Annotated in this window: 26 protein-coding genes and 3 tRNA genes; 10 read left to right on the top strand and 19 right to left on the bottom strand. The window is 69.0% G+C overall.

What is annotated here, in order from left to right; genetic code table 11:
* Positions 1 to 366: hypothetical protein (locus ZRA01_RS10850; RefSeq protein ID WP_141352046.1), on the top strand; the 366-nt coding region annotated here is incomplete at its 5' end.
* A gap of 159 nt (positions 367 to 525) precedes the next feature.
* Here the strand turns inward: ZRA01_RS10850 and ZRA01_RS10845 are convergent.
* The 4 genes from ZRA01_RS10845 to ZRA01_RS10830 form a co-directional block, all read right to left on the bottom strand.
* On the bottom strand, positions 526 to 1,374 hold the full coding sequence (locus ZRA01_RS10845) for a D-hexose-6-phosphate mutarotase (RefSeq protein ID WP_141352044.1): 849 nt from the start codon (positions 1,372 to 1,374) through the stop codon (positions 526 to 528).
* A gap of 21 nt (positions 1,375 to 1,395) precedes the next feature.
* On the bottom strand, positions 1,396 to 1,995 hold the full coding sequence (locus ZRA01_RS10840) for a DNA-3-methyladenine glycosylase I (RefSeq protein ID WP_141352042.1): 600 nt from the start codon (positions 1,993 to 1,995) through the stop codon (positions 1,396 to 1,398).
* 106 nt (positions 1,996 to 2,101) lie between these two features.
* Positions 2,102 to 4,792 (bottom strand): bifunctional acetate--CoA ligase family protein/GNAT family N-acetyltransferase, encoded by a 2,691-nt coding sequence (locus ZRA01_RS10835; RefSeq protein WP_141352040.1) that lies wholly within the window; start codon positions 4,790 to 4,792, stop codon positions 2,102 to 2,104.
* A gap of 338 nt (positions 4,793 to 5,130) precedes the next feature.
* Positions 5,131 to 7,956, bottom strand: a complete 2,826-nt coding sequence (locus ZRA01_RS10830; protein ID WP_170182947.1) for a PAS domain-containing sensor histidine kinase — start codon at positions 7,954 to 7,956, stop codon at positions 5,131 to 5,133.
* 212 nt (positions 7,957 to 8,168) lie between these two features.
* Between ZRA01_RS10830 and ZRA01_RS10825 the strand changes: the two genes are divergently transcribed.
* From ZRA01_RS10825 to ZRA01_RS10815, 3 genes are all read left to right on the top strand, one after another.
* Positions 8,169 to 8,245: transfer RNA gene (locus ZRA01_RS10825), tRNA-Pro, on the top strand.
* A 33-nt stretch (positions 8,246 to 8,278) separates the two neighbouring features.
* A tRNA-Arg gene (locus tag ZRA01_RS10820) sits at positions 8,279 to 8,352 on the top strand.
* Positions 8,353 to 8,403: 51 nt separating this feature from the next.
* Positions 8,404 to 8,479: transfer RNA gene (locus ZRA01_RS10815), tRNA-His, on the top strand.
* An 81-nt stretch (positions 8,480 to 8,560) separates the two neighbouring features.
* Here the strand turns inward: ZRA01_RS10815 and ZRA01_RS20535 are convergent.
* Complete coding sequence (locus tag ZRA01_RS20535) at positions 8,561 to 8,710, bottom strand: hypothetical protein (protein ID WP_170182946.1); 150 nt, start codon at positions 8,708 to 8,710, stop codon at positions 8,561 to 8,563.
* Between the two features lie 368 nt (positions 8,711 to 9,078).
* Between ZRA01_RS20535 and ZRA01_RS10810 the strand changes: the two genes are divergently transcribed.
* Positions 9,079 to 9,579, top strand: a complete 501-nt coding sequence (locus tag ZRA01_RS10810; RefSeq protein ID WP_141352036.1) for a DUF4124 domain-containing protein — start codon at positions 9,079 to 9,081, stop codon at positions 9,577 to 9,579.
* A gap of 31 nt (positions 9,580 to 9,610) precedes the next feature.
* Here the strand turns inward: ZRA01_RS10810 and ZRA01_RS10805 are convergent, their stop codons facing one another.
* From ZRA01_RS10805 to ZRA01_RS10795, 3 genes are read right to left on the bottom strand one after another with little or no spacing between them, the layout of a single operon-like run.
* Positions 9,611 to 10,246, bottom strand: coding sequence for a hypothetical protein (locus ZRA01_RS10805; RefSeq protein WP_141352034.1), 636 nt, complete (start codon positions 10,244 to 10,246; stop codon positions 9,611 to 9,613).
* Positions 10,240 to 11,103: a class I SAM-dependent methyltransferase gene (locus ZRA01_RS10800; RefSeq protein WP_141352032.1), complete on the bottom strand. Its 864-nt coding sequence runs from the start codon at positions 11,101 to 11,103 to the stop codon at positions 10,240 to 10,242. Before ZRA01_RS10800 ends, ZRA01_RS10805 begins: the two co-directional genes overlap by 7 nt.
* Complete coding sequence (locus tag ZRA01_RS10795) at positions 11,090 to 11,665, bottom strand: DUF1415 domain-containing protein (protein ID WP_141352030.1); 576 nt, start codon at positions 11,663 to 11,665, stop codon at positions 11,090 to 11,092. The genes ZRA01_RS10800 and ZRA01_RS10795 overlap by 14 nt, the downstream gene beginning before the upstream one ends.
* A gap of 84 nt (positions 11,666 to 11,749) precedes the next feature.
* Between ZRA01_RS10795 and ylqF the strand changes: the two genes are divergently transcribed.
* Positions 11,750 to 12,694 carry a ribosome biogenesis GTPase YlqF gene (ylqF, locus tag ZRA01_RS10790; RefSeq protein ID WP_141352028.1) on the top strand — a complete coding sequence of 315 codons (945 nt, stop codon included), beginning with the start codon at positions 11,750 to 11,752 and terminating at the stop codon, positions 12,692 to 12,694.
* Between the two features lie 168 nt (positions 12,695 to 12,862).
* Here ylqF and ZRA01_RS10785 read toward each other — a convergent pair whose 3' ends face one another.
* The 8 genes from ZRA01_RS10785 to ZRA01_RS10750 form a co-directional block, all read right to left on the bottom strand.
* A complete protein-coding gene (locus ZRA01_RS10785; protein WP_141352026.1) occupies positions 12,863 to 13,885 on the bottom strand; it encodes a class I SAM-dependent rRNA methyltransferase in 1,023 nt (340 codons plus the stop codon).
* Between the two features lie 30 nt (positions 13,886 to 13,915).
* Positions 13,916 to 15,433 carry a mechanosensitive ion channel family protein gene (locus ZRA01_RS10780; protein WP_141352024.1) on the bottom strand — a complete coding sequence of 506 codons (1,518 nt, stop codon included), beginning with the start codon at positions 15,431 to 15,433 and terminating at the stop codon, positions 13,916 to 13,918.
* Between the two features lie 11 nt (positions 15,434 to 15,444).
* Positions 15,445 to 15,855 (bottom strand): HIT family protein, encoded by a 411-nt coding sequence (locus ZRA01_RS10775; RefSeq protein ID WP_141352022.1) that lies wholly within the window; start codon positions 15,853 to 15,855, stop codon positions 15,445 to 15,447.
* 39 nt (positions 15,856 to 15,894) lie between these two features.
* Positions 15,895 to 16,290: a thioredoxin family protein gene (locus ZRA01_RS10770; RefSeq protein WP_141352020.1), complete on the bottom strand. Its 396-nt coding sequence runs from the start codon at positions 16,288 to 16,290 to the stop codon at positions 15,895 to 15,897.
* The gene (locus tag ZRA01_RS10765) at positions 16,287 to 16,514 is read right to left on the bottom strand and encodes a hypothetical protein (RefSeq protein WP_141352018.1); all 228 of its coding nucleotides are present in this window, start codon (positions 16,512 to 16,514) and stop codon (positions 16,287 to 16,289) included. Before ZRA01_RS10765 ends, ZRA01_RS10770 begins: the two co-directional genes overlap by 4 nt.
* Before the next feature lie 20 nt (positions 16,515 to 16,534).
* The gene (locus tag ZRA01_RS10760) at positions 16,535 to 17,224 is read right to left on the bottom strand and encodes a hypothetical protein (protein ID WP_141352016.1); all 690 of its coding nucleotides are present in this window, start codon (positions 17,222 to 17,224) and stop codon (positions 16,535 to 16,537) included.
* Between the two features lie 13 nt (positions 17,225 to 17,237).
* Positions 17,238 to 19,175: a peptidase U32 family protein gene (locus ZRA01_RS10755; protein WP_141352014.1), complete on the bottom strand. Its 1,938-nt coding sequence runs from the start codon at positions 19,173 to 19,175 to the stop codon at positions 17,238 to 17,240.
* 113 nt (positions 19,176 to 19,288) lie between these two features.
* Positions 19,289 to 20,275: a TerC family protein gene (locus tag ZRA01_RS10750; RefSeq protein ID WP_141352012.1), complete on the bottom strand. Its 987-nt coding sequence runs from the start codon at positions 20,273 to 20,275 to the stop codon at positions 19,289 to 19,291.
* Between the two features lie 455 nt (positions 20,276 to 20,730).
* Between ZRA01_RS10750 and ZRA01_RS10745 the strand changes: the two genes are divergently transcribed.
* Together ZRA01_RS10745 and ZRA01_RS10740 are read left to right on the top strand one after the other, a co-directional pair.
* Positions 20,731 to 21,417: a 2-phosphosulfolactate phosphatase gene (locus ZRA01_RS10745; RefSeq protein ID WP_141352010.1), complete on the top strand. Its 687-nt coding sequence runs from the start codon at positions 20,731 to 20,733 to the stop codon at positions 21,415 to 21,417.
* A gap of 71 nt (positions 21,418 to 21,488) precedes the next feature.
* A complete protein-coding gene (locus ZRA01_RS10740) occupies positions 21,489 to 21,692 on the top strand; it encodes a SlyX family protein (protein ID WP_141352008.1) in 204 nt (67 codons plus the stop codon).
* Between the two features lie 149 nt (positions 21,693 to 21,841).
* Here ZRA01_RS10740 and ZRA01_RS10735 read toward each other — a convergent pair whose 3' ends face one another.
* The 3 genes from ZRA01_RS10735 to miaA form a co-directional block, all read right to left on the bottom strand.
* Positions 21,842 to 22,732: a hypothetical protein gene (locus ZRA01_RS10735; RefSeq protein WP_141352006.1), complete on the bottom strand. Its 891-nt coding sequence runs from the start codon at positions 22,730 to 22,732 to the stop codon at positions 21,842 to 21,844.
* An 85-nt stretch (positions 22,733 to 22,817) separates the two neighbouring features.
* Positions 22,818 to 23,666 (bottom strand): carboxylating nicotinate-nucleotide diphosphorylase, encoded by an 849-nt coding sequence (nadC, locus tag ZRA01_RS10730; protein WP_141352004.1) that lies wholly within the window; start codon positions 23,664 to 23,666, stop codon positions 22,818 to 22,820.
* Between the two features lie 194 nt (positions 23,667 to 23,860).
* Positions 23,861 to 24,817 (bottom strand): tRNA (adenosine(37)-N6)-dimethylallyltransferase MiaA, encoded by a 957-nt coding sequence (gene miaA, locus ZRA01_RS10725; RefSeq protein WP_141352002.1) that lies wholly within the window; start codon positions 24,815 to 24,817, stop codon positions 23,861 to 23,863.
* Positions 24,818 to 24,877: 60 nt separating this feature from the next.
* Here miaA and ZRA01_RS10720 point away from each other — a divergent pair, with 60 nt between their 5' ends.
* Positions 24,878 to 25,786, top strand: coding sequence for a TraB/GumN family protein (locus ZRA01_RS10720; protein ID WP_170182945.1), 909 nt, complete (start codon positions 24,878 to 24,880; stop codon positions 25,784 to 25,786).
* The gene (locus tag ZRA01_RS10715; RefSeq protein WP_246093636.1) at positions 25,783 to 26,529 is read left to right on the top strand and encodes an N-acetylmuramoyl-L-alanine amidase family protein; all 747 of its coding nucleotides are present in this window, start codon (positions 25,783 to 25,785) and stop codon (positions 26,527 to 26,529) included. Before ZRA01_RS10720 ends, ZRA01_RS10715 begins: the two co-directional genes overlap by 4 nt.
* The last annotated feature ends 35 nt before the right edge of the window (positions 26,530 to 26,564 follow it).

Here is a 26,564-nt window from a genome sequence, read left to right as displayed (position 1 = left end):
CCGGCACCCGCTCCGGCACCCCAGGCGCCGGCGCCTGCGCCTGCGCCGGCAGTCAGCGCGCCGGCACAGCCGCCGCTGGCGGCACCTGCTGCGGTGATCCAGCGCCCGGCCCGAGGCGCGGCGCGGGCCTATGCCATGGATGGTGCAACCTTTTATCAAGGGGGGCGCAAGATCCGGGTGCAGGGCCTCGACGTGCGCGAGCCGGGCATGACCTCCGAGCACGCCACCCAGCGCCTGCAGCGGGCCCTGGATGGCGGCAGCCTGAGCGTCGAGCCGGTCGAGACGGATGCCTCGGGGCACCTGATCGCAGTGGTGCGGGTCAATGGCCGCAACGTGGCCGACACGGTGCGCGCGGTGACCAACTAGGGCGGATTTCCGGGGGCTGATTACCCCCAGGGCCATGATGCGGCGGAGCTTCCGGGTTGGGGGCTCCGCCGTTTTTATGTGGCCGCCACGTGGCTGCCGGACGGTTTTGACGAGTTGTGCGCGTCGAGCGGGGGCGCGTCGCTCCGGGCGGGGGACTGCTTACATCGCCACCAGCGATTGCCGGCCCCACCAGCTGGCGCCGGGGGCGAGCTCGACGGGTTCGCGCACGGCGGCGGCTTCGACGCACAGCATCCGGCGGAAGCCGTCGGCCGGCATGTCGGCCAGGGCGGCGCATTTGTCTTCCCAGGGGTTCCACACCACCACGTCGGGGAAGTTCTGGCTGTGGATGCCCATCGCGCGGCTGTCCTCGCGGACCAGCAGGGTCGGCGGGGCGTTGTGGTAGATGCGATCCACCTCGGCGTCGATGCTCACGCCGACGCCGGTTTCCTTCTTGATGGCGTCGCCGTCGGCGCTGTCGCAGTAGTCGAGGCCGCGCAGGCCCTCGATGCGCAGGTGCTCGACCTCGCGGACCTTGAGGTAGGTGTGCAGCGCGGCCGTGAAGCTGAAGGGCGTGGTGCCGGTGTTGTCGACTTCGAGCTCGAGGTCGAGGCGGTCGCCGCTGATCGACACGCTCATCTCGGCGCTGAAGGCGTGGGGCCACAGGGCGCGGCTGGCCTCGTCGTCGGCGAGGCGCAGGGTGGCGAGGGCGAAGTCCTTGCCGGCGCGGGTGTTGCTCACTTCCCACAGGCGGGTGCGGGCGAAGCCGTGCTTGGGCAGCGGGCCACGGCCGGCGAACTGGGGGAAGCACAGCGGCACGCCGCCGCGGATGGGCGTGGCGCCGTCGAAGACTGCGTCGGGGCTGAGGTAGAGGCGATCTTCGCCGCCGGCGGGCACCCAGGACAGCACCTGGGCCCCGAACAGGCTGATGAGGGCGACGGCGCCATCGGGCGTCTGCAGCTTGAGGACGGGCTGGCCGTGGAGTTCGGCGGTTTCGATGTGGGCGGTCATGGGCTTGGCTAGGCGGGTTTGTCAGGCGGGCGATGATAGCCCAGCGACCTCGAGGTGGCGAAAGCAGCCGGTGAGGTGGTCATTGACCAGCCCCGCCGACTGCATGAAGGCGTAGCAGATGGTGCTGCCGACAAAGCGGAAGCCGCGCTTCCGGAGCGCCTTGCTGAGCGCGTCGGAGAGCGGGGTGCTGGCGGGCACCTGGCTGAGATCGGCCCAGGTGTTGTGGATCGGCCGGCCATCGACGAAGCGCCACAGCCAGGCATCGAAGCTGCCGAACTCGGCCTGGATGGCGAGGAAGGCGCGGGCGTTGGTGATCGTCGAGGCGACTTTCAGGCGGTTGCGGACGATGCCCGGGTTGGTGAGGAGGGCGGCCTCGTCGGTGGGGCCGAAGCGGGCCACCTGCGCGGGGTCGAAGCCGGCGAAGGCGGCGCGGTAGTTGTCGCGCTTTCGAAGCACGGTGATCCACGACAGGCCGGCCTGGGCGCCTTCGAGGGTGAGCAGTTCAAAGAGTGAGCGGTCGTCGTGGAGCGGCACGCCCCATTCGCGGTCGTGGTAGGCCTGGTAGAGGGCGTCCTGCCCGCACCAGGCGCAACGGGAGATGCTGTCGGGAGCCGTCGTCATGCGTGTATTTAACCCGATGATGCGCCAAGGCGCCCCGGGGAATCCCCGGCGCGCCTTGGTCGATGGTACTGCTGGTTGCGGCGAGGCCCCTGAGGGCCTCCCTGCCTCAGCCCTGCAGCGGCAGCACGCCGTGCTTGATGGTGTTGTCTTCCGGGTCGCTGGTGAGCACGAAGCCGAGGCTGCTGACGAACTTGAGCATGCGGTCGTTGTTCGACAGGAAGATGCCGGTCATGGCGTTGAGGCCGCGGTTGCGGGCGGTTTCGATGAGCACGCCCATCAGCCGGCGGGCGAGGCCGCGGTGCTGCCAGTCTTCGGCCACCACGATGGCGAACTCGCAGGTCTCGCCGTCGGGGTTGACCGCGTAGCGGCACACGCCGATCTCGACCTCGTCGCCCTTTTCGTCGGGCATGGTGGCGACGAAGGCCATCTCGCGGTCGTAGTCGATCTGGGTGAGGCGGGCGACCATCGCGGGGGGCAGCTCGCGCATGGTGTTCATGAAGCGCAGGTACTTGGTCTCGGGCGAGAGCTTGCGCACGAACTCGATCTCGAGCTCGGCGTCCTCGGGTTTGATCGGCCGCACGGTGATCTCGCCCTCGGGCATCGACAGCTTGGTGATGAGGTGCGACGGGTAGGGGTGGATCGCCATGTGGTCATAGCGGTCGGCCGTCGGGGCGATGTTGTCGACGATGATGCGGGCGTCGACCGCCACCGCGCCTTTCTCGTCGACGATCAGCGGGTTGATGTCGATCTCGCGGATCCAGGGCAGCTCGCAGACCATCTCGGAGATGCGCAGCAGCACGAACTCGAGGGATTCCATGTTGATCGGCGGCATGTTGCGGTATTCGCCGAGCAGGGTCGCGATGCGGGTGGACTTGATGAGGTCCTGCACCAGGTAGTTGTTGAGGGGCGGCAGGGCGACGGCGCGGTCGGCCTGGATCTCGACGTGGGCGCCGCCTTCACCGAAGGTGATCACCGGCCCGAAGATGGGGTCGCGGAAGGCGCCGACCATGAGTTCGCGGCCGTAGGGCTTGACGATCATCGGCTCGATGGCGACGCCGTTGATGACGGCGTCGGGGCGCTTGCGTTTGACGTCCTCGAGGATCTCCTGGTAGGCGCTGCGCACCGCGGCGAGGCCGTTGAGGTTGAGGCGCACGCCGCCGGTGTCGGCCTTGTGGGTGATCGAGGGGGAGTCGATCTTCATGGCCACCGGCAGGCCGAGCTCTTCGGCGAGCACCATGGCCTCGGTGGCCGAGCGGGCCACGACGGTCTGGGCGATGGGGATCCGGAAGGCCGCCAGCAGGGCTTTGGATTCCATCTCGTTGAGGTTCTTGCGCCGCTCGGAGAGGGCGGTTTCGATGACCAGCCGGGCGCTCTCGACCGATGGCGGGTTGAGGTCGGACGACAGCGACGAGGGTGTCTGCACCAGCAGCTTCTGGTTGCGGTAGTAGGCCGAGATGTGGCCGAAGAGTTCGACGGCGGGCTCGGGGGTGCGGAAGGTGGGGATGCCGGCCTTTTCGAAGAGCTGGCGGCCTTCGCGGACCTGCTCTTCACCCATCCAGCAGGTGAACAGCGGCTTGTCGGCGCCGCGCTCGATCTCGATGATCTGCTGGGCGACCTCGGTGGATGAGCTCATGGCCTGCGGGCAGAGCATCGTGAGCACGCCTTCGACGTTCTCGTCGGCGAGCACCACTTCGAGGGTCTTGCGGTAACGCTCAGGGTCGGCGTCGCCGATGATGTCGATGGGGTTGCCGTGGGACCAGTTGACCGGGAGGAATTCGTTGAGCTTGGTGACGGTCGCGTCGGAGAGTTTGGCCAACGGGATGCGCAGGTCGGCGGCGCGGTCGGCTGCCATCACGCCTGGCCCGCCACCGTTGGTGATGATCGCCAGATGGTTGCCGCGGGGGCGGAAATGGGAGAACAGCGCGTTGGCCGCGGCGAACAGCTGGCCCAGGTTGTAGAGGCGGATCACGCCGGCGCGGCGCAGGGCGGCATCGAAGACCGCGTCTTCGCCGACCATCGCCCCGGAGTGCATGTGGGCGGCGTGGGAGCCGACCGGGTGGCGGCCGACCTTGATCAGCAGCACCGGCTTGACCCGGGCGGCAGCGCGCAGCGCGCTGACGAAGCGGCGCGCGTCCTTGATGCCCTCGACGTACAGGAAGATGCTCTCGGTGCGGGAGTCGGACACCATGTACTCGAGGACTTCACCGAAGTCGATGTCCACCGAGGTGCCCAGCGAGACCACCGACGAGAAGCCGACGTTGTTGGGCTTGGCCCAGTCGAGGATCGCCGAGCAGAGGGCGCCGGACTGGGAGATGAGGCCGATGGAACCCTTGCTCGCGCCGCCGTGGGCGAAGCTGGCGTTGAGGCCGAGCTCGGGGCGCAGCACGCCTAGGCAGCTGGGGCCGAGCAGGCGGATGCGGTGGCGGCGGGCGTTTTCGTAGGTGTTCTTCTCGAGCATGCGGCCGCGCGGGCCGGCATCCGAGAAGCCGGCGGGGATGATGACGACAGCCTTGGTGCCGGCCCGGCCGCAGGCGTCGACGATGGCCGGTACGCGGTCGGCCTTGGTGGTGATGATGGCGAGGTCGAGGCGGTGCGGGATGTCCTCGACGCTGCGGTAGCAGGGGACGCCGAGCACTTGCTCGTATTTGGGATTGACGGCGAACAGCTTGCCCTTGAAGCCGGCCTCCAGCATGTTGCGGACGACGACGGAGCCGAGGGACCCCTCCCGTTCGGTGGCGCCAATGATGGCGACGGAGCGTGGCTCGAAGAGGGGGGTGAGGTAGTGCTGTTCGTTCATGATGGATGCCCGGTGAATGCGATTCTCATGCCTATCGGCCTGCGCCCGCCGCCCTTAAGCAAGCGTGCAGTCCGGGGTGAAATTTTACCCCGCATGGCCAGACATTAGCATTGGTAGAAATGCGCATTTATTGCGATGCACAACATAAGTTGTGACATAGATCAAAGCCCGCGAATTCCCGACCCCGTGTTGCCGGCGTGCTGTGCTGGTGTACGACACCCTCCGGGGCGGGCTGGGCGAGGCCCGGCCCTGGGGGTTCGCAAGGAAACGCAGGGCCGCCCCAAGTTTCCGTGTCCCCCTCGGGGGGCGGGCTGGGCGAAGCCCGGCCCTGGGGGCTCTTAGTGGCTGAGGGTGAAGTAGAAGCTGGCGCCCTTCTCGGGGGCCGATTCGGCCCACACCCGGCCCTCGTGGCGCTGGATGACGCGCTGCACGGTGGCCAGGCCAATGCCGGTGCCGGCGAATTCGCTGATGCCGTGCAGCCGGTGGAAGGGCAGGAAGAGCTTGGAGGCGAAGCTCATGTCGAAGCCGGCACCGTTGTCGGTGACGCAATAAACGATCTGCCGCTCGCGCATCTCGGCGTGGAACTGGATCTGCGCCACGTCGCGGCGGCTGGTGAACTTCCAGGCGTTACGGAGCAGGTTCTCGAGGGCCACGCGGATCAGCGCCCGGTCGGCGGCGGCGATCAGGTTGGGCTCGACGTGGGCTTCGATGTGCCGGGCCGGGTCTTCCTGGCGCAGCTCGGTGAGGATCTGGTCGACGATCTGGCTGAGGTTGACCTCCTCGCGCTTCATGGTCTGGCGGGTCAGGCGGGCCAGGTCGATGAGGTCGTCGATGAGGCGGGCCATGCGCTGGGTGGCGATGCGGATGCGCTGGAGGTATTCGCGGCCGGTCTCGTCGAGGCGCGGGGCGTAGTCTTCGGAGACGATCTGGGCGAAGCCGTCGATGGCCCGGAGCGGCGCGCGCAGGTCGTGGGAGACGGAATACGAGAAGGCTTCGAGCTCGCGGTTGGAGGCCTCGAGCTCGGCGGTGCGCACCCGCACGCGGGCTTCGAGCTCGCGGTTGAGGTCGCGCTGGGATTGCTCGGCCTCCTTGCGGGCGGTGATGTCGTCGAGGGTGCCGGAGCTGCCGACCACGTGGTCGTAGGTGTCGCGCAGCGGGCGGATGGTGGCCTCGACCCAGCGCGGGCCGTTGGAGTGGGTGCGCAGCCGGAACTCGAACTGGGCGATGTCCTCGTAGCCCTCGCGGATGCCGCGCAGCCGCTGGTCGACGCGGATGCGGTCTTCTTCGGAGACGAAGTCGAGGAGGCTCTGGCCGATGGTCAGACGGGCGTCGAAGCCGGTGGTGTGCCCCCAGGCGCGGTTGAGGAAGGTGACGTGCCCGCCGGTGTCGGTCTGGAACAGGATCTCATTGACCGACTCGACCACGTCGCGGTACATCGCGCGGCTCTCCCGCAGCACCTGCTCGGCCGACAGCCAGCGGGCCACGTCGCGCATTACATAAAGCATGGCCGGCTGGCCGTCGAAGTGGATGCGCACGCCGGTGGCTTCGGCGTTGATCGGCTCGCCGTCGAGGCGCTGGTAGCGCAGCGGCAGCGGCGCGAGGATGGCCTGCGGGCTGGCGGCGAACTCCTCGAGCCGCGCAGCCTCCAGGGCCCGGTCGTCGGGATGCACCAGCGAGAGTATCTCGACGCCGTCGAGGGCGCGGCCGTCGTTTGCGCCGAAAAGGCGGCGGCTCGCCTCGTTGGTGAGATGGACGCGCCCGTTGATGCACACGAGGGTCGCCTCGGGCGAGAGTTCGAACAGCAGCCGGTAGCGCTCTTCGCCCGCGCGCCGGGTGTCGAGGGTGTTGCGCAGGGCGGAGATGTCCTCGATGGCGACGGCGAAGAAGGGCGGTGTGTCGTCGTCACCCGGGATCAGCCGGGCCGATTCGCGGCACCACAGGGTCTGGCCGTCGGCGCCGTGATAGCTCGCTTCCCGGGTGAAATGCCGGGTTTCGCCGGCCAGGCAGCGCGCGCGCAGGGCCTTGCCGGCTTCGGCCGCGTCGGTGTCGAGGAAAGTGTCGACCGGCTGCCCGGCGATCTGCTCGGCGGGGCGGCCGAGCAGGTGGGCCAGCGCGTCGTTTACCTCGAGCCAGCGGTCGTCGGCGGAGATGCGCCCGACGCAGGCCGGTGCGCCGTCGAACAGGGCGCGGAAGAGGGCTTCGTTCTCCTGCAGCTGGTCGCGGGCCTCGACGTCGGCGGTGATATTGCGGGTCGTGCCGCAATAGCCGGCAAAGACGCCGTTGCGGTCGAACACCGGGATCCCGCTTTCGGACAGCCAGACGACCCGGCCGGCGCGGTCGTGGCGGCAGAAGACGAGGTTGGAGAAGGGCTCGATCTGCTTGAGGTGGGCGATGTGTTCGGCCCACGGCGCCTCGTCGGGGGATTCGCCCGGCAGCTCCCAGCGCCGTGTGCCGATGCTGTCTTCGGCGCCCAGGTCGGAGAGGTGGCCGGAGCTGGCCGAGATGGCGGTGTAGCGGAGGTCGGCGTCCTGTTCCCAGTAGCCGTCGTTGCTATAGGCGATGAGCGCGTGGATGCGCTCCTCGTTGCGTTCGAGTTCGGCGCCGAGGCGCGCCTGGTCGGTGACCTCGCGGCCGATGCCCCGGTAGCCCTGGAAATGCCCGCCGGCATCAAACACGGGGCGGCCGCGCATTTCGAGGTAGCGCAGCTCGCCGCTCTGGCTGCGGCGGGTGAGGGTGACCGTGATGGGGCCGTGGCGGGCGAGGGTGTCCCGGTGGGCCTGGGCGAAATCGGCCGGCACCTCGGGCAGGATGACTTCTTCCCAGGCGCGGCCGAGGGCGTCGGCGGGGGCGATGCTCGGGGCCGCCGGTGCGCCGGGGATGGCGATGAAGCGGTGGTCGGCATCGAGCTCCCACAGCCAGTCGCCGGAGATCTCGACGAAGTCCAGCCACGGAGGGGCAGCTTGCTCGGGCGGCGGGGGCGGAGCCGGGGCGGGGGGCGGCTTGCGGGCGGCCAGGCGGCCGACCAGCAGCCCGGCCAGGAGCCCGCCGCCCGCCAGCAGCAGGCCAGGCACCGTGAAGGCGCCGCCGCTACCGACGATTTCGGCGGCCATCGCGGCAGGCGCGAAGATGCCGCTGCCTGCCAGCAGCAGGGGCAGGGCGCGCATGGGGAGGCGGGGCGTGGTTGGTCGGGCAGGAAGCATCGCGCGATATTATCTGCGATGAACGGAGTTTATGACGTTATGAATGGGCCGCATTCATGCGGCTTTACACGGATGCAGGCAGATTATCTTGCGCCGGAGCGGCTTCCTGCAGCCTTTCGAAAAAATTTCCAAGATGTTTGACGGGCGCGGGGAGGGTCTGTATTATTCGCGCCTCTCGGGGTGTAGCGCAGTCCGGTAGCGCGCTTGCTTTGGGAGCAAGATGTCGGGAGTTCGAATCTCTCCACCCCGACCAAAGCTTCGCTCCGGTGCCCGCGGCAATCGATATCTGCCCGTAGCTCAACTGGATAGAGCACCGGCCTTCTAAGCCGGGGGTTACAGGTTCGATTCCTGTCGGGCAGGCTCTTGATACAGGTTTATCGGGTTGGCGACGCGAGTCGGCAGCCCTCAATGGCGGCATTAGCTCAGTTGGTAGAGCACTGGATTGTGATTCCAGGTGTCACCGGTTCGATCCCGGTATGTCGCCCCAAGCTTCAAGCAAAAAGCCCTGATTCGTCAGGGCTTTTTGCTTTTCCGCCGAGGCCCGAAGCCAGGGCCCGGCGGGTGCGTCTTACTTGCTACGATTCGAATCGAACCCCGACCACGGTTTGAACATCCAGGAAAACCAGATGGTCGCCGCATAGCTCGCCATTTCGAGGGGGAGGGTCTGGGCCTTGAGAAGGTAATCGGTGGTGTCGAGAATCGGTTTGTTCGTCAACATGATTGGTATCCGGGGTGGAGTTTTATGATGCGCGAAGCCGGTGCCCGGGGGCGGGCAGATGGGCTTCGTTCGGACGTCTTCGAGGGCTGAGCTCAGCTGTGTCGGATCGTTTGATCTAGATTAGCGCGCCGTTCTGGTGTTGCATGTGTCTTAGTTGTGGAAAACGCAAAATTTCACGACGGGGCGCGGCGGGAATACAACACCTTGCAGGGCCGGTGGTGTCGGGACGGCTTTTCAGGGCGGTCTAACGGTGCGAGGGCGGGTTGGTCAGCTGCCGCGTCTTCGTGTTTCAAGGGGCGTCTCGCATTTTGTGCGTCGTCGGCCTAAGGTTGAATGGGGTTTTCGGGTGGCTGGGTGGGAGAGCTTGGATGCGCGGGAGTCGTGGGGTGGGTTTCGTGTTTGCGGTCTGGTGCCTCATGGCGTCTGGCGGGCAGGCCTGGGCGGTCAATAAGTGCGTGGGGGCCGACGGTCGGGTGACTTACACCGACGGGCCCTGCGGGGCTGGCAGTGAGGGATCGCGGGTGAATACGCTGCCGCCGCCGAGTGTGCGGGATCAGGCCGAGGCGCGCCGACGGGCCGAGCAGATGGTGCAGGACGTGAACCGCATCGAAACGCGTCAGGCCAGCGAGGCGGCCGAGCGGCGTCGGCGGGTCGAGATGGAGCAGGCCGCCGAGGCCGAGCAGCAGCGCCGGGCCCAGCGGGAAGCCCAGCGGCAGGCGGCCCAGGAGGAATCCCAGCGTTTGCTGGTGATCCGCCCAGGCCCGTTGGTGCCGCATCATCCGCATCCCGCTCCGCCGCCGCCGCGGCCCGCCAAGCCGGTCGACGAAACCCGCTCGGCGCAGATGCGCGGCTATCCGCCCATCCGCTGAGCGGAGCGGGCAGGGCCAGCGCAGCGCAAGCTTAGAGCGGCGTGAGCGGGACGCCGGAGGGGGTATCGGCCGGCCTCTTGCCGAGGACCAGCAGGCGCACCGGCTGATCTCCGTGCTGCGCGGCGTGGGCGAGCGCCTGGGCCACGCGGCCGGCGCTGTCGGCGGCTTCGCCTTCGAGGACGATCAGGGTCGGGCGGCGTGGCAGCCAGCGGCTCAGGGCATCCAGCCGGGCCTCGTCGGCGCGGGCGAGCCAGGCGTCGTCCCAGGGTTCGTCGGCGCGGCGGGGCAGAAACCACGCCAGTGGCCGCAGCTGCACGCCAAGCCGGTAGATGATGCCGCCGACGCGGCTGCGCCGGGTGAGCTGGTGGTAGCCGGCCAGGCGGTAGCCGAAGTGGTGCACGGCGCGGGCGTGGCTGGCCGGCGTGAAGGCGATGGCGAGCGGTGTCGGCACCGCCGGCCGCGACCAGGGCAGCAGCGTCGCGCCGTGGCCGGCGCCCTTGGCCACCCAGGCGTCGAGCCGGTGGCGCAGGGGTGAGTCGGCGGCCTCGGCGGGCGTGCCGTCGATCGGCGCCAGCGCCGCGGCGTCGTAGCGCCGGGCCAGGCGCGGCAGGCGCGGGGCGAGGGCGAGCACGCCGAGGGCGACGGTGGCGAGGCCGGTGGTCAGCACGCGAAGCGGCTCCGCAATTCAGACAGGTTGAGCTCGGTGAGGATCGCCTCGATGCGCTCCATGGCGTTCTTGCGCGGCGTTCCGGTGCGGCGGGCGATGATCAGCTCGTTTTTCATCGAGTGTTCCCAGCCCACCAGCTCGGTCACCGTAAGCTGGTAGCCGTGGGCTTCGAGCTGCAGGCAGCGCAGCGCGTTGGTGAGCTGGCTGCCGAATTCGCGGGTGTGGATGGGGTGGCGCCAGATCTCGGACAGCGGCGTGAGGCCGAAGCTGGCATTCTTGTTCTTGCGCAGCACGCTGGCGACCTCGGCCTGGCAGCAAGGCACCAGCACCACGAACTGCGCCTGTTTGGCGAGCGCAAACTGGATCGCGTCGTCGGTGGCGGTGTTGCAGGCGTGCAGCGCGGTGACCACGTCGATGCGCTCGGGCAGCGCGTCGGAGCGGGTGGATTCCTCGACCGACACATCGAGGAAGTTCATGCGCCCGAAACCCAGCCGGCCGGCGAGCTCGCGGGAGTGCTCGACCAGCTCGCGGCGGGTCTCGATGCCGTACACGGTGCCCACCTCCCGCGCCTTCAGGAACAGGTCGTAGAGGATGAAGCCGAGGTAGGACTTGCCGGCGCCGTGGTCGGCCAGGCTGACGTCGCCGCGGCCAGCGAGCACCTCGGCAAGCAGCGGCTCGATGAACTGATACAGGTGATAGACCTGCTTGAGCTTGCGCCGGCTGTCCTGGTTGAGCTGGCCGTCGCGGGTGAGGATGTGTAGCGCTTTGAGCAGCTCGACGGATTGGCCGGGCCGGAGCTCGGGGTGCGCGGCCGGCGTGCCGGCCGGTGCGGCCGCGGCGGGCTTACGCTTGGCCATCGTCGCTCGTGCCGCGCTTGGGGGTGTGGAGGCCGAGGGCCAGCCAGCCGGCGAGGCCGAGCTTCTTCAGGGTTTCCATGTTGCGCTCGTAGATCATCTCGGCCTCGGGGAAGGCTTCGACGGCCCGGTCGAGGCTCTCTTCGCGGATCAGGTGCAGGGTGGGGAAGGGCGCGCGGTTGGTGTAGTTGGTGATGTCGTCCGGCTCGGTGCCCTCGAACTGGTAGTCGGGGTGGAAGCTGGCGATCTGGATCACGCCCTCCAGCTCGTGCTCGGCCACGGCTTCGTCGGCGATCTGGTGCACGTCGTTGAAGTCGAGGAAGTCGGGGAACAGCGTGGGGTGGATCAGCAGCGTGGTGTCGGTGACTTCGGGATCGACCTCGGCCAGGTGGTCGAGCTCGCGGTCGAGGTCTTCGAGGAAGCCGTCGATGTGGCGGGCGCTGCTCACCACGATGCGGACCTGGTTCTTTACATACACCGACTTGGCGAAGGGGCACAGGTTGAGGCCGATGACGGCCTTTTCGATCCACTCGCGGGTGGCGGCGATGACTTCTTCGTGGTTCATGTTGCGGGCCTTTTCGGCGGATTCCTTCGAGGGCTGCCATTTTGCCCTGATAATGTCGCGCTTTCATTGATTCAACGCACGCCCATGTCCATCCAGTGGTTTCCCGGTCACATGACTTCCGCCCGCAAGAAGGCGGCGGAGAGCATGGAAAGGATCGACGTCGTCATCGAGGTGCTCGACGCGCGCCTGCCCGAGGCGAGCAGCAACCCGATGATCCGCGAGCTGCGCCTGCATCGCCAGCGGCCCTGCCTGAAGATCCTCAACAAGGCCGACCTGGCTGACCCGGCCGTCACCGCCCAGTGGCTGGCCTATTACAACGCCCAGAAGGGCGTCACTGCGGTGGCCCTGTCGTGCAAGAAGCCCGGTGACGTGGCCAAGGTGGTCGGCCTGTGCCGCCCGCTGGCGCCCCACCGCAACGACCGCCTGAAGCCGCTGCGGATGATGATCATGGGCATCCCCAACGTGGGCAAATCCACGCTGATGAACGCGCTGCTCAAGAAGCGCGTCGCCAAGGTGGGTGATGAGCCGGCCGTCACCAAGAGCCAGCAGGCCATCGACCTGTCGCCCACCGCGTCGCTGATCGACACGCCGGGCATGATGTGGCCGAAGATCGAACACGACTCCGACGGCTACATGCTGGCGGCCAGCCACGCCATCGGCCGCAATGCGGTGATCGACGAGGCGGTGGCCAACTTTCTGGGCGGGCTGCTCCTCGCGCGCTACCCGGCGCTGGTGGCGGCGCGCTACAAGATTGACGTTGCCGGCCTCGATGGCCCGGCGCTCGTCGAGGCGGTTGCCCGCCGGCGTGGCTGCCTTGTCAAGGGCGGCGGGCTCGACATCGAGAAGGCCTCGCTGGTGCTGCTGCAGGATTACCGTGACGGCGCCCTCGGCCGGGTCAGCCTCGAAACCCCGACGACCCGCCAGGCGATGATGGAAGCCCACGCGGCCGAGGTGGCGGCCAAGGCTGCTGCGAAGGCGGCCGGTGAGGTGGACAACGCGGCCCCGGATGAGGTGCCGCCGGCGGAGTGAGGCGGGCGAGGGGCACGCCGGTCGCATGTCCCTCCCCAGCCATCCCCTTGTCAGGGGCGGGGGTGTCAAAGCGGCGAGGCTTTCGGGCTTCACCGTTTTTCTTTTTGTGGCCCGGTTTGAGGCTGCAATCCAAAGCAAAACGCCACCGGGCGGTGGCGTTGGTGGGGCTCACACCCTCAGCAGCAGGGTCTTGAGGGGCGGGTTGCCGTCGGGGCTGGGGAAGTCTTCCTCGGGGGTGATCCATTCCATCTCGCGGATCGTCCGGCCGGCTTTTTTCGCGCTGCGTTCGAGGGCGTCGGCCCAGGCCTGGCGGTCGACCTGGGCGACGTTGTTGCAGCACACCAGGGTGCCGCCCTCGGCGGTGGAGAGCAGGGCGGGCTTGAACAGCGCCGGGTAGTCGTGGACCAGGTCGACGACGCCGAAGGCGCTCTTGGCGTAGCGCGGCGGGTCGAGGAAGACCAGGTCGAAGCTGTGCTTTTCGAGTTCGGGAAACGGGGGCATGCGCTTGCCGCGCACGAGCTTGGGCTGGCCGATGCCGGAGAGCTGGCGCAGCGCGGCGAAGGCGTCGCTCTTGATGAAGCGCACGCGGATCGGGAGCTCGTTGAGCTTGGCGTTGTCCTTGCCGACGGCCAGGCTGGATTCGGCAAAATCCACGTTGACCACATGCCGCGCGCCGGCCTTGGCGGCGGCGATGCCCACACCGCAGGTGTAGGCGAACACGTTGAGCAGCGACTTGCCCGGCGCTTCGGCCATGACGCGGCGGCGGGCGGCGCGCAGGTCGAGGAAGAGCCACGGGTCCTGCCCCCCGTGGCGGGCCTGGACCCAATATCTGACGCCCATCTCGGTGAATTCCCGGCGGCTCTCGGCCGCGGGCAGCTGGTCGGCCGGGAGTGGGTTGGCGATGCGGGAGTTGCTGGGGCTGCGGTCGTTGTAAACCAGGTCGAGCCCCGGGAAGGCGCTGGCGTAGAAGGCTTGCAGCGCGTCGAGCTGGGCCGGGGCGAGGGCGCCGTGGAAGCTCTGCACCAGAATCAGGCTGCCGTAGCGGTCGACGGTTAGGCCGGGCTTGCCTTCGACGGTGCCGTGGAAGAGGCGGTAGGCGTCGGTCTGTTCGGCGGCGAGGCGGGTGATGAGGTCACGGCGGGCCTGGAGGGCGGCGTCGAGGGCGGGGAGCAGGGCTGTGGTGTCGGGCATTGGGGGTTCCGGAGGCGGGCGGTAAGGCGACTACAGGCCGAAGAATTCTCGGATCTTTTTGCCGAGGGCGCTGGCGTCGGCGCGCACTGAGCTGCGTTGGTCGAGGCTGCCGTCGGCGTGGCCCTGTTCGAGGGCGGCAAAGCGCAGGCGGCGTTTTTCGAGGATCACCGATATGCCCTCGGCGAGTTCGGGGCGGGCGCGCAGAATGTGTTCGAGGCTGGCCTTGTCGAGGCGGTAGGCTTCGACGTCGGTGATCGCGACGACGGTGGAGCGGCGCGGGGCGCCGGTCATCAGGCCGAGCTCGCCGAACACGTTGCCGGGGCCGCGGGTGTCGATGAGGCGCTGAGGCCCGCCGTCGGGGGGCGTCCACCAGGCCTCGGCCTCGCCGCTGGCGATGATATAGAGCCAGTGGGCCACGTCGCCCTGGCGGAACAGCACGTCACCCCTGGCGAACGGGGCGTTGATGAGGCGGCGGGCGAGGTCTTCCTGCTCGGCTTCGGAGAGCCGGGCGAAGAGGTCGATGCGGCTGATGGCGCCGACCCGGCGCTTGAGCTCGCGGTTGCGTACCTCCTCGCGGTGGGCCTTGTTCTCCTGCACCAGGTGGATGGTCTGGTCGCCCACCGCGAGGCGGATGCCTTCGCGCTGCAGGGAGGCGAGGACATGGTGGCGGACGTCGGAATCGGTGATGTCGTCGGGGCCTGGGTCGATCAGCCAGTAGCGCAGCTGGTACTGGGCGTAGCCGTCGCCGAAGGCGTGGAGCAGGCAGATGGGCGCCGGGCTGAGGCTGACGTTGGCGATGCGGGCGGTCTGGATGTCGTCGAGCACGGCGCGGGTGACGCGGGCCGGCGGCACCGAGAGATCCACATTGAAGTCGATCAGCCGGCGCTGTTGCGGCACCGCTTGGCGCGGGTTGCACACCACCACGTAGCGGTTCTTCATGAGCTGGCTGTTGGGGATCACCACGCGCTCGCCGTTGCGGGTGACGATGGCGGTGTAGCGCCACTGGATGTCGCTGACCTTGCCCGACACGTCGCCGATCTCGATCCAGTCGCCGATCTCGAGGGAGTTGTCCATCTGTAGCGCGAGGCCGCCCAGCAGGTTGCCGAGGGTGTCCTGCATCGAGATGGCGAGCACCGCGGTGAGCACCGCCGAGGTGGCGAACAGGTGGGTGAATTCGACGCCGGCCAGGTTGAGCCGCAAAAAGCCCCACGCGATGTAGCCGACGATCACCAGGATGTCGGCGAGGATGCCCGAGATGTGCATGCGCAGGCGCGGCAGCACGACCTCGAAGAGGGCCAGCCCGGCGTAGCGGATGACCGCCAGGCCTTCGCCGAACACGGCGAGCTCGCGCAGCCAGCGCAGCGCGGTGGGCGCCAGCAGGCCGTCGAGCAGCCCGGCCAGCAGGTCGCCGACGAGGCAGGCGGCAAAGAACACGCCGGTGTTCACCAGCGAGCGGCGCCAGGCGCGTAGCGGCTTGAAGATCATCGCCGCCGCGGCCAGCATCAGCAGGATCGCGAAGGGGGCTTCCGGGCTGAGGTAGGGGAGCATGCAGGGCGGGGTCAGAGGACGTCGCGCAGGCGGGCGGCCATCGCGTCGAGGGCCTCGCGATTGGGGGCGGTGGCAGGCCAGAAGGGCAGCAGCTCGTCGCCCTTGTAGCGGGGCAGGACGTGGATGTGGAAGTGGAAGACGGTCTGCCCGCCGGCCACTTCGTTGGCCTGGAAGAGCGTCACGCCGTCGCAGCCGGTGGCTGCCTTGACGGCCCGCGCCAGCCGGGCGGTGGCCTGGAAGACGGCCGCGGCGAGGGTGTCGTCGAGGCTGTAGATGTTCTCGACGTGGGGCTTGACGATGACCAGGCCGTGGCCCGGGTGGGCCGCCACGATGTTGAGGAAGGAGAGGGTGTGCTCGTCTTCGGCGATCTTCGAGATGGGCAGCTCGCCGCGCACGAGGCGGCAGAAGATGCAGTCGTCCATGGGTGTCTCCGGTGGTGTGGTTTTCTGGGGGGCGGCGGGTTAGTGGGCGCCCGGCTCGCTGCGTTCGGCCAGCGCCCGGCGCAGGTTGCGCTCATTTTGCCAGCTGCGGCGCAGGCTGTCGGCGTGGGCGTAGTGCCGGCTCTCGTCGGGGGTCTGGGCGTGGAAGCTCTCGAGGGTGCGCTGGAGCAGGTCGTGGTGGGGCAGCATCGTGCCGAAGAAGAGCACGGTTTCGTGGCGCTGGATGAGCAGGGTCGGGAAGGTTTCGACCTCGTAGTCGTCGAGCAGCTCGGCGTCGTCCTCCACGTCCAGCCACAGGAAGCGGGCCTCGGGGAAGCGGGCGGCGAGGGCGTCGAAGCCGGCGCGGTAGTCGCGGCAGGTGCCGCACCAGGCGGCGCACAGGCAGGCGATGAGGAACTCGGGCGGGGTGTCGGTCATTTTGCGTCGTCGGGGGCGGGGCCGAGGGCGATCCAGCGTATCCACTGGCCGCAGGCGTTGCGCGGGCCGCGGCGGCTGGTGCCGTGCCAGGGGCCGTCCTGGCAGTCGCCGCGGTCGTTGTCTTCGTCGTAGGCCACGGTTTCGGGTTCGGGGCCCAGCGTGCGGGCGCCGGCCCAGCGGTTGCAGCTGAGGCAGCGGCGGCGTTCGACGGGCTGGCTGGCCATGCTTCAGGCCCCGGAGGGCATCAGGGCGTGCCGGGCTTGCTGGCGGCCGCCTGGGCCTGGAGCGGCGCGCGCAGGGCGTCGAAGCGGGCCGGGGCCACGTATTGCAGCAGCTCGCGGCCCTTGCTGTCGAAGACGAGGTCGAGGCCCTTGGCGGGGTAGAGCAGGTGCTCCTGGTGATCGTTCACGCGGATGCGTTCGGCGGGCTGGCCGAAGCGTTCGAGGATCACCGCCTCGTCGAGCTGGGCGCTGGGGATGAAGGCCAGGCCACGGATCGGGGCGGCGAGGGCGGCGGCCTCGTCGGCCGGGGCGAGGGTGGCCCGGCGGGTGGTGCTCTGCATGTACTGGGTTTTTGGGGCGCGCTCACGCATGCCGTCGATGGCCTCGGGCGGGAGGTCGGCGGTGACGATCAGCTTGCCGGCCACGAAGCCGGCGGTGACGCCTTCGTAATAGCCTTCCACGTTGCCGCGCTCGTCGGGTTCGGCGATGACGGCCAGCTGCATCTCGGGGCCGAAGCGGGCGCGGGCGTCGGCGAGGGTGCTCTTGCCGAGGGTGAGGCCGAAGACCTGCGCCTCGCCACCGGGCAGGGTCTCGATCTGCCAGGGCAGGCCGCTGGTGGGCACGTCCTGGGGCTGGTAGTGGGCGAACTGCCAGACCACCGGCCCGAGCAGGATGGCGAGGGCGGCGACGATGATGGCGAGGGCGATCTTCATGGGGAGGATGGGCTTAGTGCGGTGCCTGGAAGGTGGCCGGCCGGCTGGCGTGGAACTGGATCGGCACCGCCGGCATGTCGAGCACCGACTTGCGGATGCGGCCGATGACGTGCATCTCGCAGCGCTTGCAGTCGAACTTGAGGGTGAGCTGTTCCTTGCCGTTGATCAGCGTCATCGGGTCGGGCTTGATGCCTTTCACCTCTTTCGGGCACAGGTTGAAGCTGTAGCGCAGGCAGTGCTTGGTGATCATCAGCGAGGCGTCGTCGGTGTGCTCGTTGGCCTCGTAGGCGGCCTCGATGAGCTGCACGCCGTGGCGGTGGTAAAAATCGCGCGCCTTCTGGTTGAGCACGTTGGCGAGGTAGCTGAGCTCGGTTTCGGGGTAGGGCACCGGCGGCTCGACGGCGGCGCGGCGAGGCAGCGGCGGGAGCGCGTCGATGCGGGCGGCTTCGAGCTTGTCGGCGGCGTCGCGGCGCAGCGCGTTGACCACGCCGGCCGGCAGGAACCAGGCCTGGGTGAGCTGCACTTGCACGTCGCGGGCGCTGAAAATGGTGGCGCCCAGCTTGGCGACGCTGTCACGCAGGCCGGCGAGGGCGCGCTCGGCGTCCTTGGCGGGCTCCTTGCCGTGGGGCAGCTCGGCGCGGGCCGAGCTGCCGGTCTCGTCGGTGAGGGTGAGGGCGAAGCCGTCGGGGGTCTCGGTGAGCAGCACATCCACGGCGATGCGGCGCTCGGCGGATTTCTTTTCGAGCATGCGCTCGAACTCGTGGTCGTGGTTGCGGAAGACGCCGCTGCCGGGGAAGAGCTCGGCGGGGACGGCATCGGCGGTGTGCACGCGGAAATCTTCGCCGATCTTCTCGGCGCGGTTGACCCGCAGGCCGACCAGCTCGCCCTTGCGGTCGTAGAAGCTGAGGCCGTCGCCGTTGTGCAGCTCGACGGCGCTGGTGAGGTCGAAGTGGCGGCGCTGCTTGCCGTCGACGCGGATCACGCTGCCCACCGGTTCGCCGACGAACTTGGGTGAGTCGAAGGCGCCGATGTCGGCGGTGCGGCCGTTGACAAAGTAGTCGGTGGCGCCGCGGTTGAAGGTCTTGTCGGCCAGCGGCTGGAACAGGAAGGTGCTGCGCCCGGCGGAGGTGCGCGAGTATTCGGGCGTGTCCGCCATGATCTCGTCGAGGAGCAGGCGGTAGTGGGCGGTGATGTTCTTGACGTAGGCCATGTCTTTATAGCGGCCTTCGATCTTGAAGCTGCTGATGCCAGCGTCGGCCAGGGCGCGCAGGTTGGCGCTCTGGTTGTTGTCCTTCATCGACAGCAGGTGCTGGTTGCTGGCCACCAGGTTGCCGTCTTTATCGGTGAGGTCGTAGGGCAGGCGGCAGGCCTGGGAGCATTCGCCCCGGTTGGCGCTGCGGCCGGTGTGGGCGTGGCTGATGTAGCACTGGCCGGAAAAGGCCACGCATAGCGCGCCGTGGATGAAAAACTCCAGCGTGCAGTCGGTGGCCGCGGCGACCTTGCGGATTTCGGTGAGGGTCATCTCGCGCGCCAGCACGATCTGCGAGAAGCCGACGTCTTGAAGGAAGCGGGCTTTTTCGGGGTGGCGGATGTCGGTCTGGGTGCTGGCGTGGAGCTGGATCGGCGGCAGGTCGAGCTCGAGGATGCCCATGTCCTGGACGATCAGTGCGTCGGCGCCGGCCTCGTGGAGCTGGCGGATCAGGCGCTCGGCCGCGGCCACCTCCTCGTCGAACAGAATGGTGTTGCAGGTCACGAAGACCCGCGCGCCGAAGCGGTGCGCGTGGCGGGCCAGGCGCTCGATGTCGGCGACGGTGTTCTCGGCATTGGCCCGGGCGCCGAAGGCTGGCCCGCCGATGTAGATGGCGTCGGCGCCGTGGTTGATGGCCTCGATGCCGATGTCGGCGTTCTTGGCCGGGGCCAGGAGTTCGAGCTGCTTGCGGGTGTGGATCATGCCGGTACTCTCCAGGGGGTGCCCGATGGCGGGCGGGCTGCTCGGACGGCAGCTTGTACAACCCGCCATTATCCCCCGACGCCCCGGGGGCGTCGAGGGACGGGCCGCCGAGTTCAGTTCTGCCTGACGGGCTCGGTGGCGCGCTGGCGGGCGTCGCGGCGCAGGGACAGCACGATGGAGGTGGTGATGATCACCGCCACCACGCCCAGCGAGAACGGCACCGGGATCGGGTAGATGTCGATCAGCAGCATCTTGGTGCCAATGAAGACCAGCACCAGCGCCAGGCCGTACTTGAGCAGCGAGAAGCGGTCGGCCATGCCGGCCAGCATGAAATACATCGCCCGCAGGCCAAGGATCGCGAAGATGTTGGAGGTCAACACGATGAACGGGTCGGTGGTGATCGCGAAGATGGCCGGGATCGAATCGACCGCGAAGATCACGTCGGAGAGCTCCACCAGCACCAGCACCAGGAACAGCGGCGTCACGTAGCGCACCGCCTTGCCGGCCACCTCGCGGGTGATGAAGAAGCGCTCGCCGTGGAGCTCGTCGCTCACGTTCATGTGCTTGCGGATCCAGCGGATCACCGGGTTGCTGGCGAGGTCGGGCTGGGCGTCGGCAAACCACCACATCTTGATGCCGGTGATCAGCAGGAAGGCGCCGAACACGTAGAGCAGCCAGTGGAACTGGGTGATCAGCCACACGCCGGCAAAGATCATCACCGTGCGCAGCACGATGGCGCCGAGCACGCCGTAGATCAGCACGCGCTTCTGCAATTCGAGGGGGATCGCGAAGAAGCTGAACAGCATCAGCCACACAAAAACGTTATCCACCGCCAGGGATTTTTCGATCAGGTAGCCGGTTAGGAACTCCAGCGCCTTGGTGTTGGCAACTTCACGCCCCATCGCGCCGTCGAGGTAGAACCACAGCGCCGCCGCAAAGCCCAGCGACACGCCCACCCACACGGCCGACCAGCCGGCCGCCTCGCGAAAGCCTACCTTGTGCGATTTGCCGCCGCCGGTGGCGAACAGGTCCACCGCCAGCATGGCCAGGACGATGACGAAGAAGCCCGCCCACATCCACCACGTACCGATTGTTTCCATTGAAGAGTCCTCCTTGTCGGATCAGCTTTCCGTTTCGCGCGGCCGCAGCAGCAAACGAAACGGCCCTTGTCCAGCGAGGACAGAGGGCCGCTTTTCCGAACGGGGAAACCTCTGCCATCGCGGCAAAGGTCTTGCTCGCAGCCGCCTTGTGGCGACTACCCGGGGTGCCGGGAAAGGCTGGACGGGCCAACTTTTCCGAACTGACGACACCGCGGCGAAGAGCTACTCCCCCTTGGGACGCTTCTAGGCTAGACGCCCGCCAGCGCCCGGTCAAGACAATTTTTCGCCCGGCGATTGGCGGGCCGCTATGGTGCGCTGCGTCTTGCCCGGATCTCTGCAGCGGGCTAAGTTCGGCTGGAACCTGGCTCGCACCCTGGCGTCAAACCAAGCAGCGGCGGGCCTCTCCGGCGATTTTCGCGTCTGCTGACCCCTTCATTTTTCCGAATCCGGCCATAATGAAATTCTCCCGCTTGTTCCTCAATCGCCTGCAGAACCAGCCCCCCGCCCACGACACGGTGGTCGTCATCGATGTGCTGCGTTCCTTCACCACCGCCGCGGTGGCGCTGGACCGGGGTGCGGCGGCGATCTACCCGGTGGAGGGGGTCTCGGCGGGCATCGTGCTGGCTGGCTTGCTGGACAACACGGTGTCGGTGGGGGCGATCGCCGGTGGCGACCCGGCGCCAGGCTTCGAGTACGGCAACTCGCCCGCCGCGCTGCTGGAGGCCGAGCTGGCCGGGCGCCGGGTGGTGATGAGCACCGCGGCCGGCGTGCGCGGGCTGCAGCGCTTCCGCGACGCCCGCCAGCTCTACGCCGCCAGCCTGGTGTGCGGCCGGGCCACCGCCGCGGCGATCCGCGCGGCGGGGGCCGACGAGGTGTGCTTCGTGATCACCGGCGAGTGGGTCGACCGGGACGGCGACGAGGACGTGGCCTGCGCCGACTACATCGAGGCGCTGCTGCGCGGCGAGCCGGCGCCGGCGGAGGATTTCGCCCGCCGGGTGCGCGATTCCGACTTCGGCCGGCGCTTCGTGGCCGGCACCTGGCCCAACCTGCCGCTGGCCGACCTTGAGCTTGCCGCCCACGTGGACCGCTTCGATTTTGCGATGCAGGTGGCCCGCGAGGGCGAGCACCTGGTGATCCGCTGAGCACGCCGCGCTTGGCGCCCGGGCCGCGGGCTGGAACAATCCGCGCTTCTCAAACTTCAACGGCGCACGCCATGGAATCCCGACTCACCGAAATCGAGATCAAGCTCGCCCTCACCGAAGACCTGGTGGACACCCTCAACATGACGGTGCACCGCCAGCAGGAGCAGATCGACGCCCTCCAGCGCCAGATCCGCCTGCTCTACCAGCAGATGCAGTCCGCCTCCCCGTCCGCCGAGGCGCGCGACCTGCGGGACGAGATCCCGCCGCATTACTGACGGCCTTTACAGGGGCGATGTAGGGCCGATGAAGGGGCGAATTCAGTCGCACGAGGACTCCAACCAACGGCGTGCCTGTGATCAACGCGCGGAAGGCGACTGAAGTCGCCCCAAGTGGCCCCTACAGGCTGCTCCTGCCAATCACCCCTTCAGTGCAGCGTCTCCGGCCGGGCGATGGGCTGCACGTCCACCCACACGTCGCCGTCTTCCTCGCGCAGTTGCAGGCCGAAGGTGGCGAAGGCGTTGTGGATGTCGCGGCGCAGGGGCACGTCGGCGAGTTCGCCCGGCTCGATGTCGTGGCCGGCGGCGAGGTGCTGGGCGGTGGTGAGCCAGATCGGCGACAAAAAGGAGCCGGCGACGAGTTCGTGCATCTCGCCGCTCACCGCCTGCAGCGGCTGGCCCATGCCGTCGAGGTAGCCTTGCACATGGGCGACGGCCTGCATGAGGTGGGCGATGCGGCCGAGGCTCTTGGCGAACAGGCCGTCGAGGTCCTGGTCGGCGAAGTACAGGGTGATCTCCTCCTGCATGCCGCCGGGCAGGGCCTGCAGCAGGGCGGCCAGGTGGTTGAGGAGCAGGTCGGAATCGGGCGGCAGCGACCAGGCGCTGCGGCGGTTGATGCGGTATTCCTGCCACATCGCGGCGACGATCGGGGCCAGCGCGCGGGCCAGCGGCGTGTCGGCTGCGGCGGCCTGGGGCTGCCGGGCGTCGTGGAGGCGCCAGCACTCTTTGTGCAGGTGGTGGATCAGGCGGGCGATCTCGGCGCCGTCGCCTTCGAGGGTCTGCCACAGGCGGGCGCCGTCGAAGAGCAGGGCGAGGCCATCGCCGTCGGCGACGATGCGCGACAGGTGTTCGCCGGCCACCGGCGTGGCGCCGAGCTGCTGTTCGGTGGCGGCGAGCTGGTCGGTGACGATGATGCGGCTGAGCAGCGACAGGTCGAGCCCGCTGTCGCGGGCCTGGATGCGCGCCAGCAGGGCCTCGATGACCTGGGTCAGGGTGGCGGCGTTGGCGTTGGAGACGGGGCCGTCGAATTCGATCTTCATGGGCGGTAAGCCGTAAATACGCTGCTGAAAAAAGGAAAAGGCCCGGTCGCGGGCCGGGCCTGATGGGGCCGTACGGTGGGCCGGCTTACTCTTCCACGTGGCGCAGGGAGAGATCGACGGCGTGCACGTCCTTGGTGAGGCTGCCGATCGAGATGCGGTCGACGCCGGTTTCGGCGATGGCGCGCACGCGCTCGAGGTTGACGCCGCCGGAGGCTTCGAGCTCGGCGCGGCCCTTGTTGATGGCGACGGCTTCGCGCATCTGGTCGAGGCTCATGTTGTCGAGCAGGATCATTTTGGCGCCGGCGGCGAGGGCTTCTTCGAGCTGGCCGAGGTTCTCGACCTCGACTTCGATGAACACGTTCGACGGGGCGATCGCGCGGGCGTTTTCGATCACCGCCTTGATGCTGCCGGCGGCGATGATGTGGTTTTCCTTGATCAGGATGCCGTCGTAGAGGCCGATGCGGTGGTTGGTGCCACCGCCGACGCGCACCGCGTATTTCTGCGCCAGGCGCAGGCCGGGCAGGGTCTTGCGGGTGTCGACGATCTTGGCGCCGGTGCCGGCCACGGCCTGCACGTAGGTGGCGGTCATGGTGGCGGTGCCGGACAGCAGCTGCACGAAGTTGAGGCCGGTGCGCTCGGCGGTGAGCAGGGCGCGGGCCGAGGCGTCGATTTCACAGAGCAGCTGGCCGGGCTTGATGCGCTCGCCGTCGCGGGCGTGCCAGATCACCGAGGCGTCGGGCTCGAGGGCCATGAAGGCGGCGTCGAACCAGGCGGTGCCGCACAGGATCGCGTCCTCGCGGGTGATCACGCGGCCGCGGGCCATGCGGTTGGCCTGCACGAGGCGGGCGGTGAGGTCGCCGGTGCCGATGTCCTCGGCCAGGGAGGCTGCCACGGAGCGTTGGACTTCAACGCGAAGCTGTTCTGTAAATTCCATCGGGAGTCACCTCAGAAGTACCGGGCCGGAATTCTACCACCGGGGCGCCGCCGGCTGCGGCCCTCGCGGGGGGCTGGCGGTGGCCGCGACGGCGTCTGTCGAGCAATCTCCAGGCGGCCGCTCGACGAGGCGCCTGTGCAGATCGATGAATGCCTGGTGCGGCGGGCCGCAGCATTCTCTTGCCCGCTCCGCACTCAGCCGAGCGCGGCCTCCACCAGGGCGCGCACCTGCGCCTCGGCGTCCGCGGCCAGGCTGTCCACCTCGGCCAGATCCGTCCAGTTGTCGCGAAAGTTGCGCTGCCAGGTGAGCTGGCGTTTGGCCAGCTGGCGGGTGGCGAAGATGCCCTTGTCGCGGAAGGTGGCGAGGCTGACCTCGCCGTCCAGGTATTCCAGCGCCTGGCGGTAGCCCACGCAGCGCATCGACGGCAGCTCGGGCGTCAGGTGGTACTTGTCGCGCAGCGCGGCCACTTCATCCACAAAACCCGCCAGCAGCATCGCGTCGAAGCGCCGGGCGATGCGTGCATGGAGCACGCTCCGATCGGCCGGCATGAGCGCGATCGGCAGGTAGCGGTGGGTGTCGGCGGCGGCCTCGCGGCGGGCGTAGCTGGCGGCCAGCGGCTGGCCGGTGAGGCGCACGATCTCGAGGGCGCGCTGGATGCGCTGGGCGTCGCGGGGCTGCAGGCGGGCGGCGGCGGCGGGGTCGAGGCGGGCCAGCTCGGCGTGGAGTGCCGGCCAGCCGTCGCGGGCCGCGGCGTCCTCGATCTCGCGGCGCAGGATGGCGTCGGCCTCGGGGAGTTCCGACAGCCCTTCGCGCAGCGCCTTGTAATACAGCATAGTGCCGCCCACCAGCAGCGGGATGCGGCCGCGGGCGGTGATCTCGCCCATCAGCCGGCGCGCGTCGGCGCAGAAGAGGGCGGCGGAATACGCCTCTTCGGGCGTCACGATGTCGATCAGGTGGTGGGGGCAGGCGGCCAGCTCGTCGCGGCTCGGCTTGGCGGTGCCGATGTCCATGTCGCGATAGACCAGCGCGGAATCCACGCTGACGATCTCGACCGGCAGCACCCGGGCGAGGGCCAGCGCGCAGGCGGTCTTGCCGCTGGCGGTGGGCCCCATCAGCAGGATGGCGGGCGGGAGGGCGGTGGTTTGGGGCATGATGCGGGTCTCTAACGGTGGCGCATTGTAGCGGGTGAGGGCAAGTTGAGGATCGGGGTGGTGTTGCGTTTCGGGCCCGGGCTGCGGGCGGCGCTGGTGGCATGGGCGCTGGCGCTCTGGGCCGGGCTGGCTGCGGCGGCCGGGCCGTTGTTCCTGTGGGAGCTGAAGGACGCCGGGGGCGCGTTGCGCGGCTGGCTCTACGGCACCATCCATGTCTGCGATGCAAGCTGTTTCCCGCTGCCGGCGCCGGTGCGCGAGGCCCTGGCCGCCGCCGACGGGCTGGCCCTCGAGCTCGACCCCGCCGACCCGTCCCTCGGGCCGGCGCTGGCCCGGGCCGGCATGTTGCCGCCGGAGCGCCGGGTGGATGAGCTCCTGCCGCCCGCGCTGCGCCCGCGCCTTGCCGCGGCGCTGGCGGCGGTCGGGGTGGCGGACGCCTCGGCGCAGCGCCTGCAGCCCTGGCTGCTCGGCACCCTGATGACGCTGCAGGCCGCCCGGCTGGCGGGTTTCCACACCGAGCAGGGCGTCGACCTGTGGCTGGCCACCGAGGCGCGGGCGCGGGGCCTGCCCCTGGTGGCCCTCGAAACCGTCGAGCGGCAGATCGCCGCCCTGTCGGCGGGGGGCGACGCGGCGCAGCTGGCGAGCCTCATCGAGGTGATCGAGCTCATCGAACAGCAGTCCGGCCGCCCATATTTTGCCGCGATGCTGGCCGCCTGGCGCCGGGGCGACCCGGCCGCCCTCGACCACCTGCTGCGCGACGAGATGGCCAGCCCCGGCATGGCCCCGCTGCTGACCGACCTGCTCGACCAGCGCAACGCCGAGATGCTCGAGGCGATCACGGCTCGCCTGCAGCCCGGCCAGCGCCCTTTCATCGCGGTGGGCGCCGGCCACCTGGGCGGCCCGGCGGGCCTGCTCGATCTGCTCGCGCAGCGGGGCTGGCGGCCGGTGCAGGTGGTGGAGGTGGATGAATGAAGCTGCGGCAGCTTGCGCTGGCGTCAGCGCTTTGCACCGTCGCGGCCACGGGCGCCCGGGCGGCGACGGTGGCCGTGGATGTCGGCCACTTTCTGGCCAAACCCGGCGCCACCAGCGCCTACGGGGTGCCGGAGTTCGAGTACAACCATTCGCTTGCCGCGGTGATCGCCGCGCGGCTGGCTGCCGGTGGCGCGGCGGTGCGCCTGATCGGCCATCGGGGCGAGCTCGCCGACCTGCACGCCCGCCCGCGGGAGGCGGAGGAGGGCGGCGCCGGCTTCCTGCTGTCGGTGCATCACGATTCGGTGAAGGCCCACATGCTCGAGCCCTGGGTGTGGCGCGGCCGCGAGCTGGCCCACTCCGAATCCGCGTCGGGCTTCTCGCTCTTCGTGTCGCGGCGCAACCCGCAGCTGGCGCACAGCCTCGCCTGCGCCAGCGCCATCGGTGCGGCCCTGCGCGCGGCCGGCCTGCACCCCACGCCCCACCACAGCGTGGGCGCCGACGGCGTCGGGCGGCCTTGGGCCGACGAGCAGAATGGCGTGTACTACTACGACAACCTGGTGGTGCTCAAATACACCCGCCTGCCCGCGGTGCTGCTGGAGGCCGGCGTGATAGTCAATCGCGACGAAGAGCGCGAGCTGGCCAGCCCCGCCCGCCGCGCCCTCACCGCCGACGCGGTCGCGGCGGGCCTCGCCGCCTGCGGCGTGACCTCCGGCGGCGGATCGGCGAAAATGCGGAGCAATTGAATGGAGGTGCCCCCTCCTCCGACAAAGGGAGAGCC

The organism is Zoogloea ramigera (assembly GCF_006539865.1).
GTDB classification, from domain to species: domain Bacteria; phylum Pseudomonadota; class Gammaproteobacteria; order Burkholderiales; family Rhodocyclaceae; genus Zoogloea; species Zoogloea ramigera.
Note: the sequence above shows the minus strand (reverse complement) of the source record. Positions and strands in the feature narration are given on the sequence as shown.

Excerpts from the sequence above, each read along its gene's own strand:
- ZRA01_RS10845 (WP_141352044.1), bottom strand. The coding sequence starts at position 1,374 with ATGACCGCCCACATCGAAACCGCCGAACTCCACGGCCAGCCCGTCCTC.
- ZRA01_RS10840 (WP_141352042.1), bottom strand. The coding sequence starts at position 1,995 with ATGACGACGGCTCCCGACAGCATCTCCCGTTGCGCCTGGTGCGGGCAG.
- ZRA01_RS10835 (WP_141352040.1), bottom strand. The coding sequence starts at position 4,792 with ATGAACGAACAGCACTACCTCACCCCCCTCTTCGAGCCACGCTCCGTC.
- ZRA01_RS10830 (WP_170182947.1), bottom strand. The coding sequence starts at position 7,956 with ATGCGCGCCCTGCCCCTGCTGCTGGCAGGCAGCGGCATCTTCGCGCCT.
- ZRA01_RS20535 (WP_170182946.1), bottom strand. The coding sequence starts at position 8,710 with ATGTTGACGAACAAACCGATTCTCGACACCACCGATTACCTTCTCAAG.
- ZRA01_RS10810 (WP_141352036.1), top strand. The coding sequence starts at position 9,079 with ATGCGCGGGAGTCGTGGGGTGGGTTTCGTGTTTGCGGTCTGGTGCCTC.
- ZRA01_RS10800 (WP_141352032.1), bottom strand. The coding sequence starts at position 11,103 with ATGGCCAAGCGTAAGCCCGCCGCGGCCGCACCGGCCGGCACGCCGGCC.
- ZRA01_RS10795 (WP_141352030.1), bottom strand. The coding sequence starts at position 11,665 with ATGAACCACGAAGAAGTCATCGCCGCCACCCGCGAGTGGATCGAAAAG.
- ylqF (WP_141352028.1), top strand. The coding sequence starts at position 11,750 with ATGTCCATCCAGTGGTTTCCCGGTCACATGACTTCCGCCCGCAAGAAG.
- ZRA01_RS10785 (WP_141352026.1), bottom strand. The coding sequence starts at position 13,885 with ATGCCCGACACCACAGCCCTGCTCCCCGCCCTCGACGCCGCCCTCCAG.
- ZRA01_RS10780 (WP_141352024.1), bottom strand. The coding sequence starts at position 15,433 with ATGCTCCCCTACCTCAGCCCGGAAGCCCCCTTCGCGATCCTGCTGATG.
- ZRA01_RS10775 (WP_141352022.1), bottom strand. The coding sequence starts at position 15,855 with ATGGACGACTGCATCTTCTGCCGCCTCGTGCGCGGCGAGCTGCCCATC.
- ZRA01_RS10770 (WP_141352020.1), bottom strand. The coding sequence starts at position 16,290 with ATGACCGACACCCCGCCCGAGTTCCTCATCGCCTGCCTGTGCGCCGCC.
- ZRA01_RS10765 (WP_141352018.1), bottom strand. The coding sequence starts at position 16,514 with ATGGCCAGCCAGCCCGTCGAACGCCGCCGCTGCCTCAGCTGCAACCGC.
- ZRA01_RS10760 (WP_141352016.1), bottom strand. The coding sequence starts at position 17,224 with ATGAAGATCGCCCTCGCCATCATCGTCGCCGCCCTCGCCATCCTGCTC.
- ZRA01_RS10755 (WP_141352014.1), bottom strand. The coding sequence starts at position 19,175 with ATGATCCACACCCGCAAGCAGCTCGAACTCCTGGCCCCGGCCAAGAAC.
- ZRA01_RS10750 (WP_141352012.1), bottom strand. The coding sequence starts at position 20,275 with ATGGAAACAATCGGTACGTGGTGGATGTGGGCGGGCTTCTTCGTCATC.
- ZRA01_RS10745 (WP_141352010.1), top strand. The coding sequence starts at position 20,731 with ATGAAATTCTCCCGCTTGTTCCTCAATCGCCTGCAGAACCAGCCCCCC.
- ZRA01_RS10740 (WP_141352008.1), top strand. The coding sequence starts at position 21,489 with ATGGAATCCCGACTCACCGAAATCGAGATCAAGCTCGCCCTCACCGAA.
- ZRA01_RS10735 (WP_141352006.1), bottom strand. The coding sequence starts at position 22,732 with ATGAAGATCGAATTCGACGGCCCCGTCTCCAACGCCAACGCCGCCACC.
- nadC (WP_141352004.1), bottom strand. The coding sequence starts at position 23,666 with ATGGAATTTACAGAACAGCTTCGCGTTGAAGTCCAACGCTCCGTGGCA.
- miaA (WP_141352002.1), bottom strand. The coding sequence starts at position 24,817 with ATGCCCCAAACCACCGCCCTCCCGCCCGCCATCCTGCTGATGGGGCCC.
- ZRA01_RS10715 (WP_246093636.1), top strand. The coding sequence starts at position 25,783 with ATGAAGCTGCGGCAGCTTGCGCTGGCGTCAGCGCTTTGCACCGTCGCG.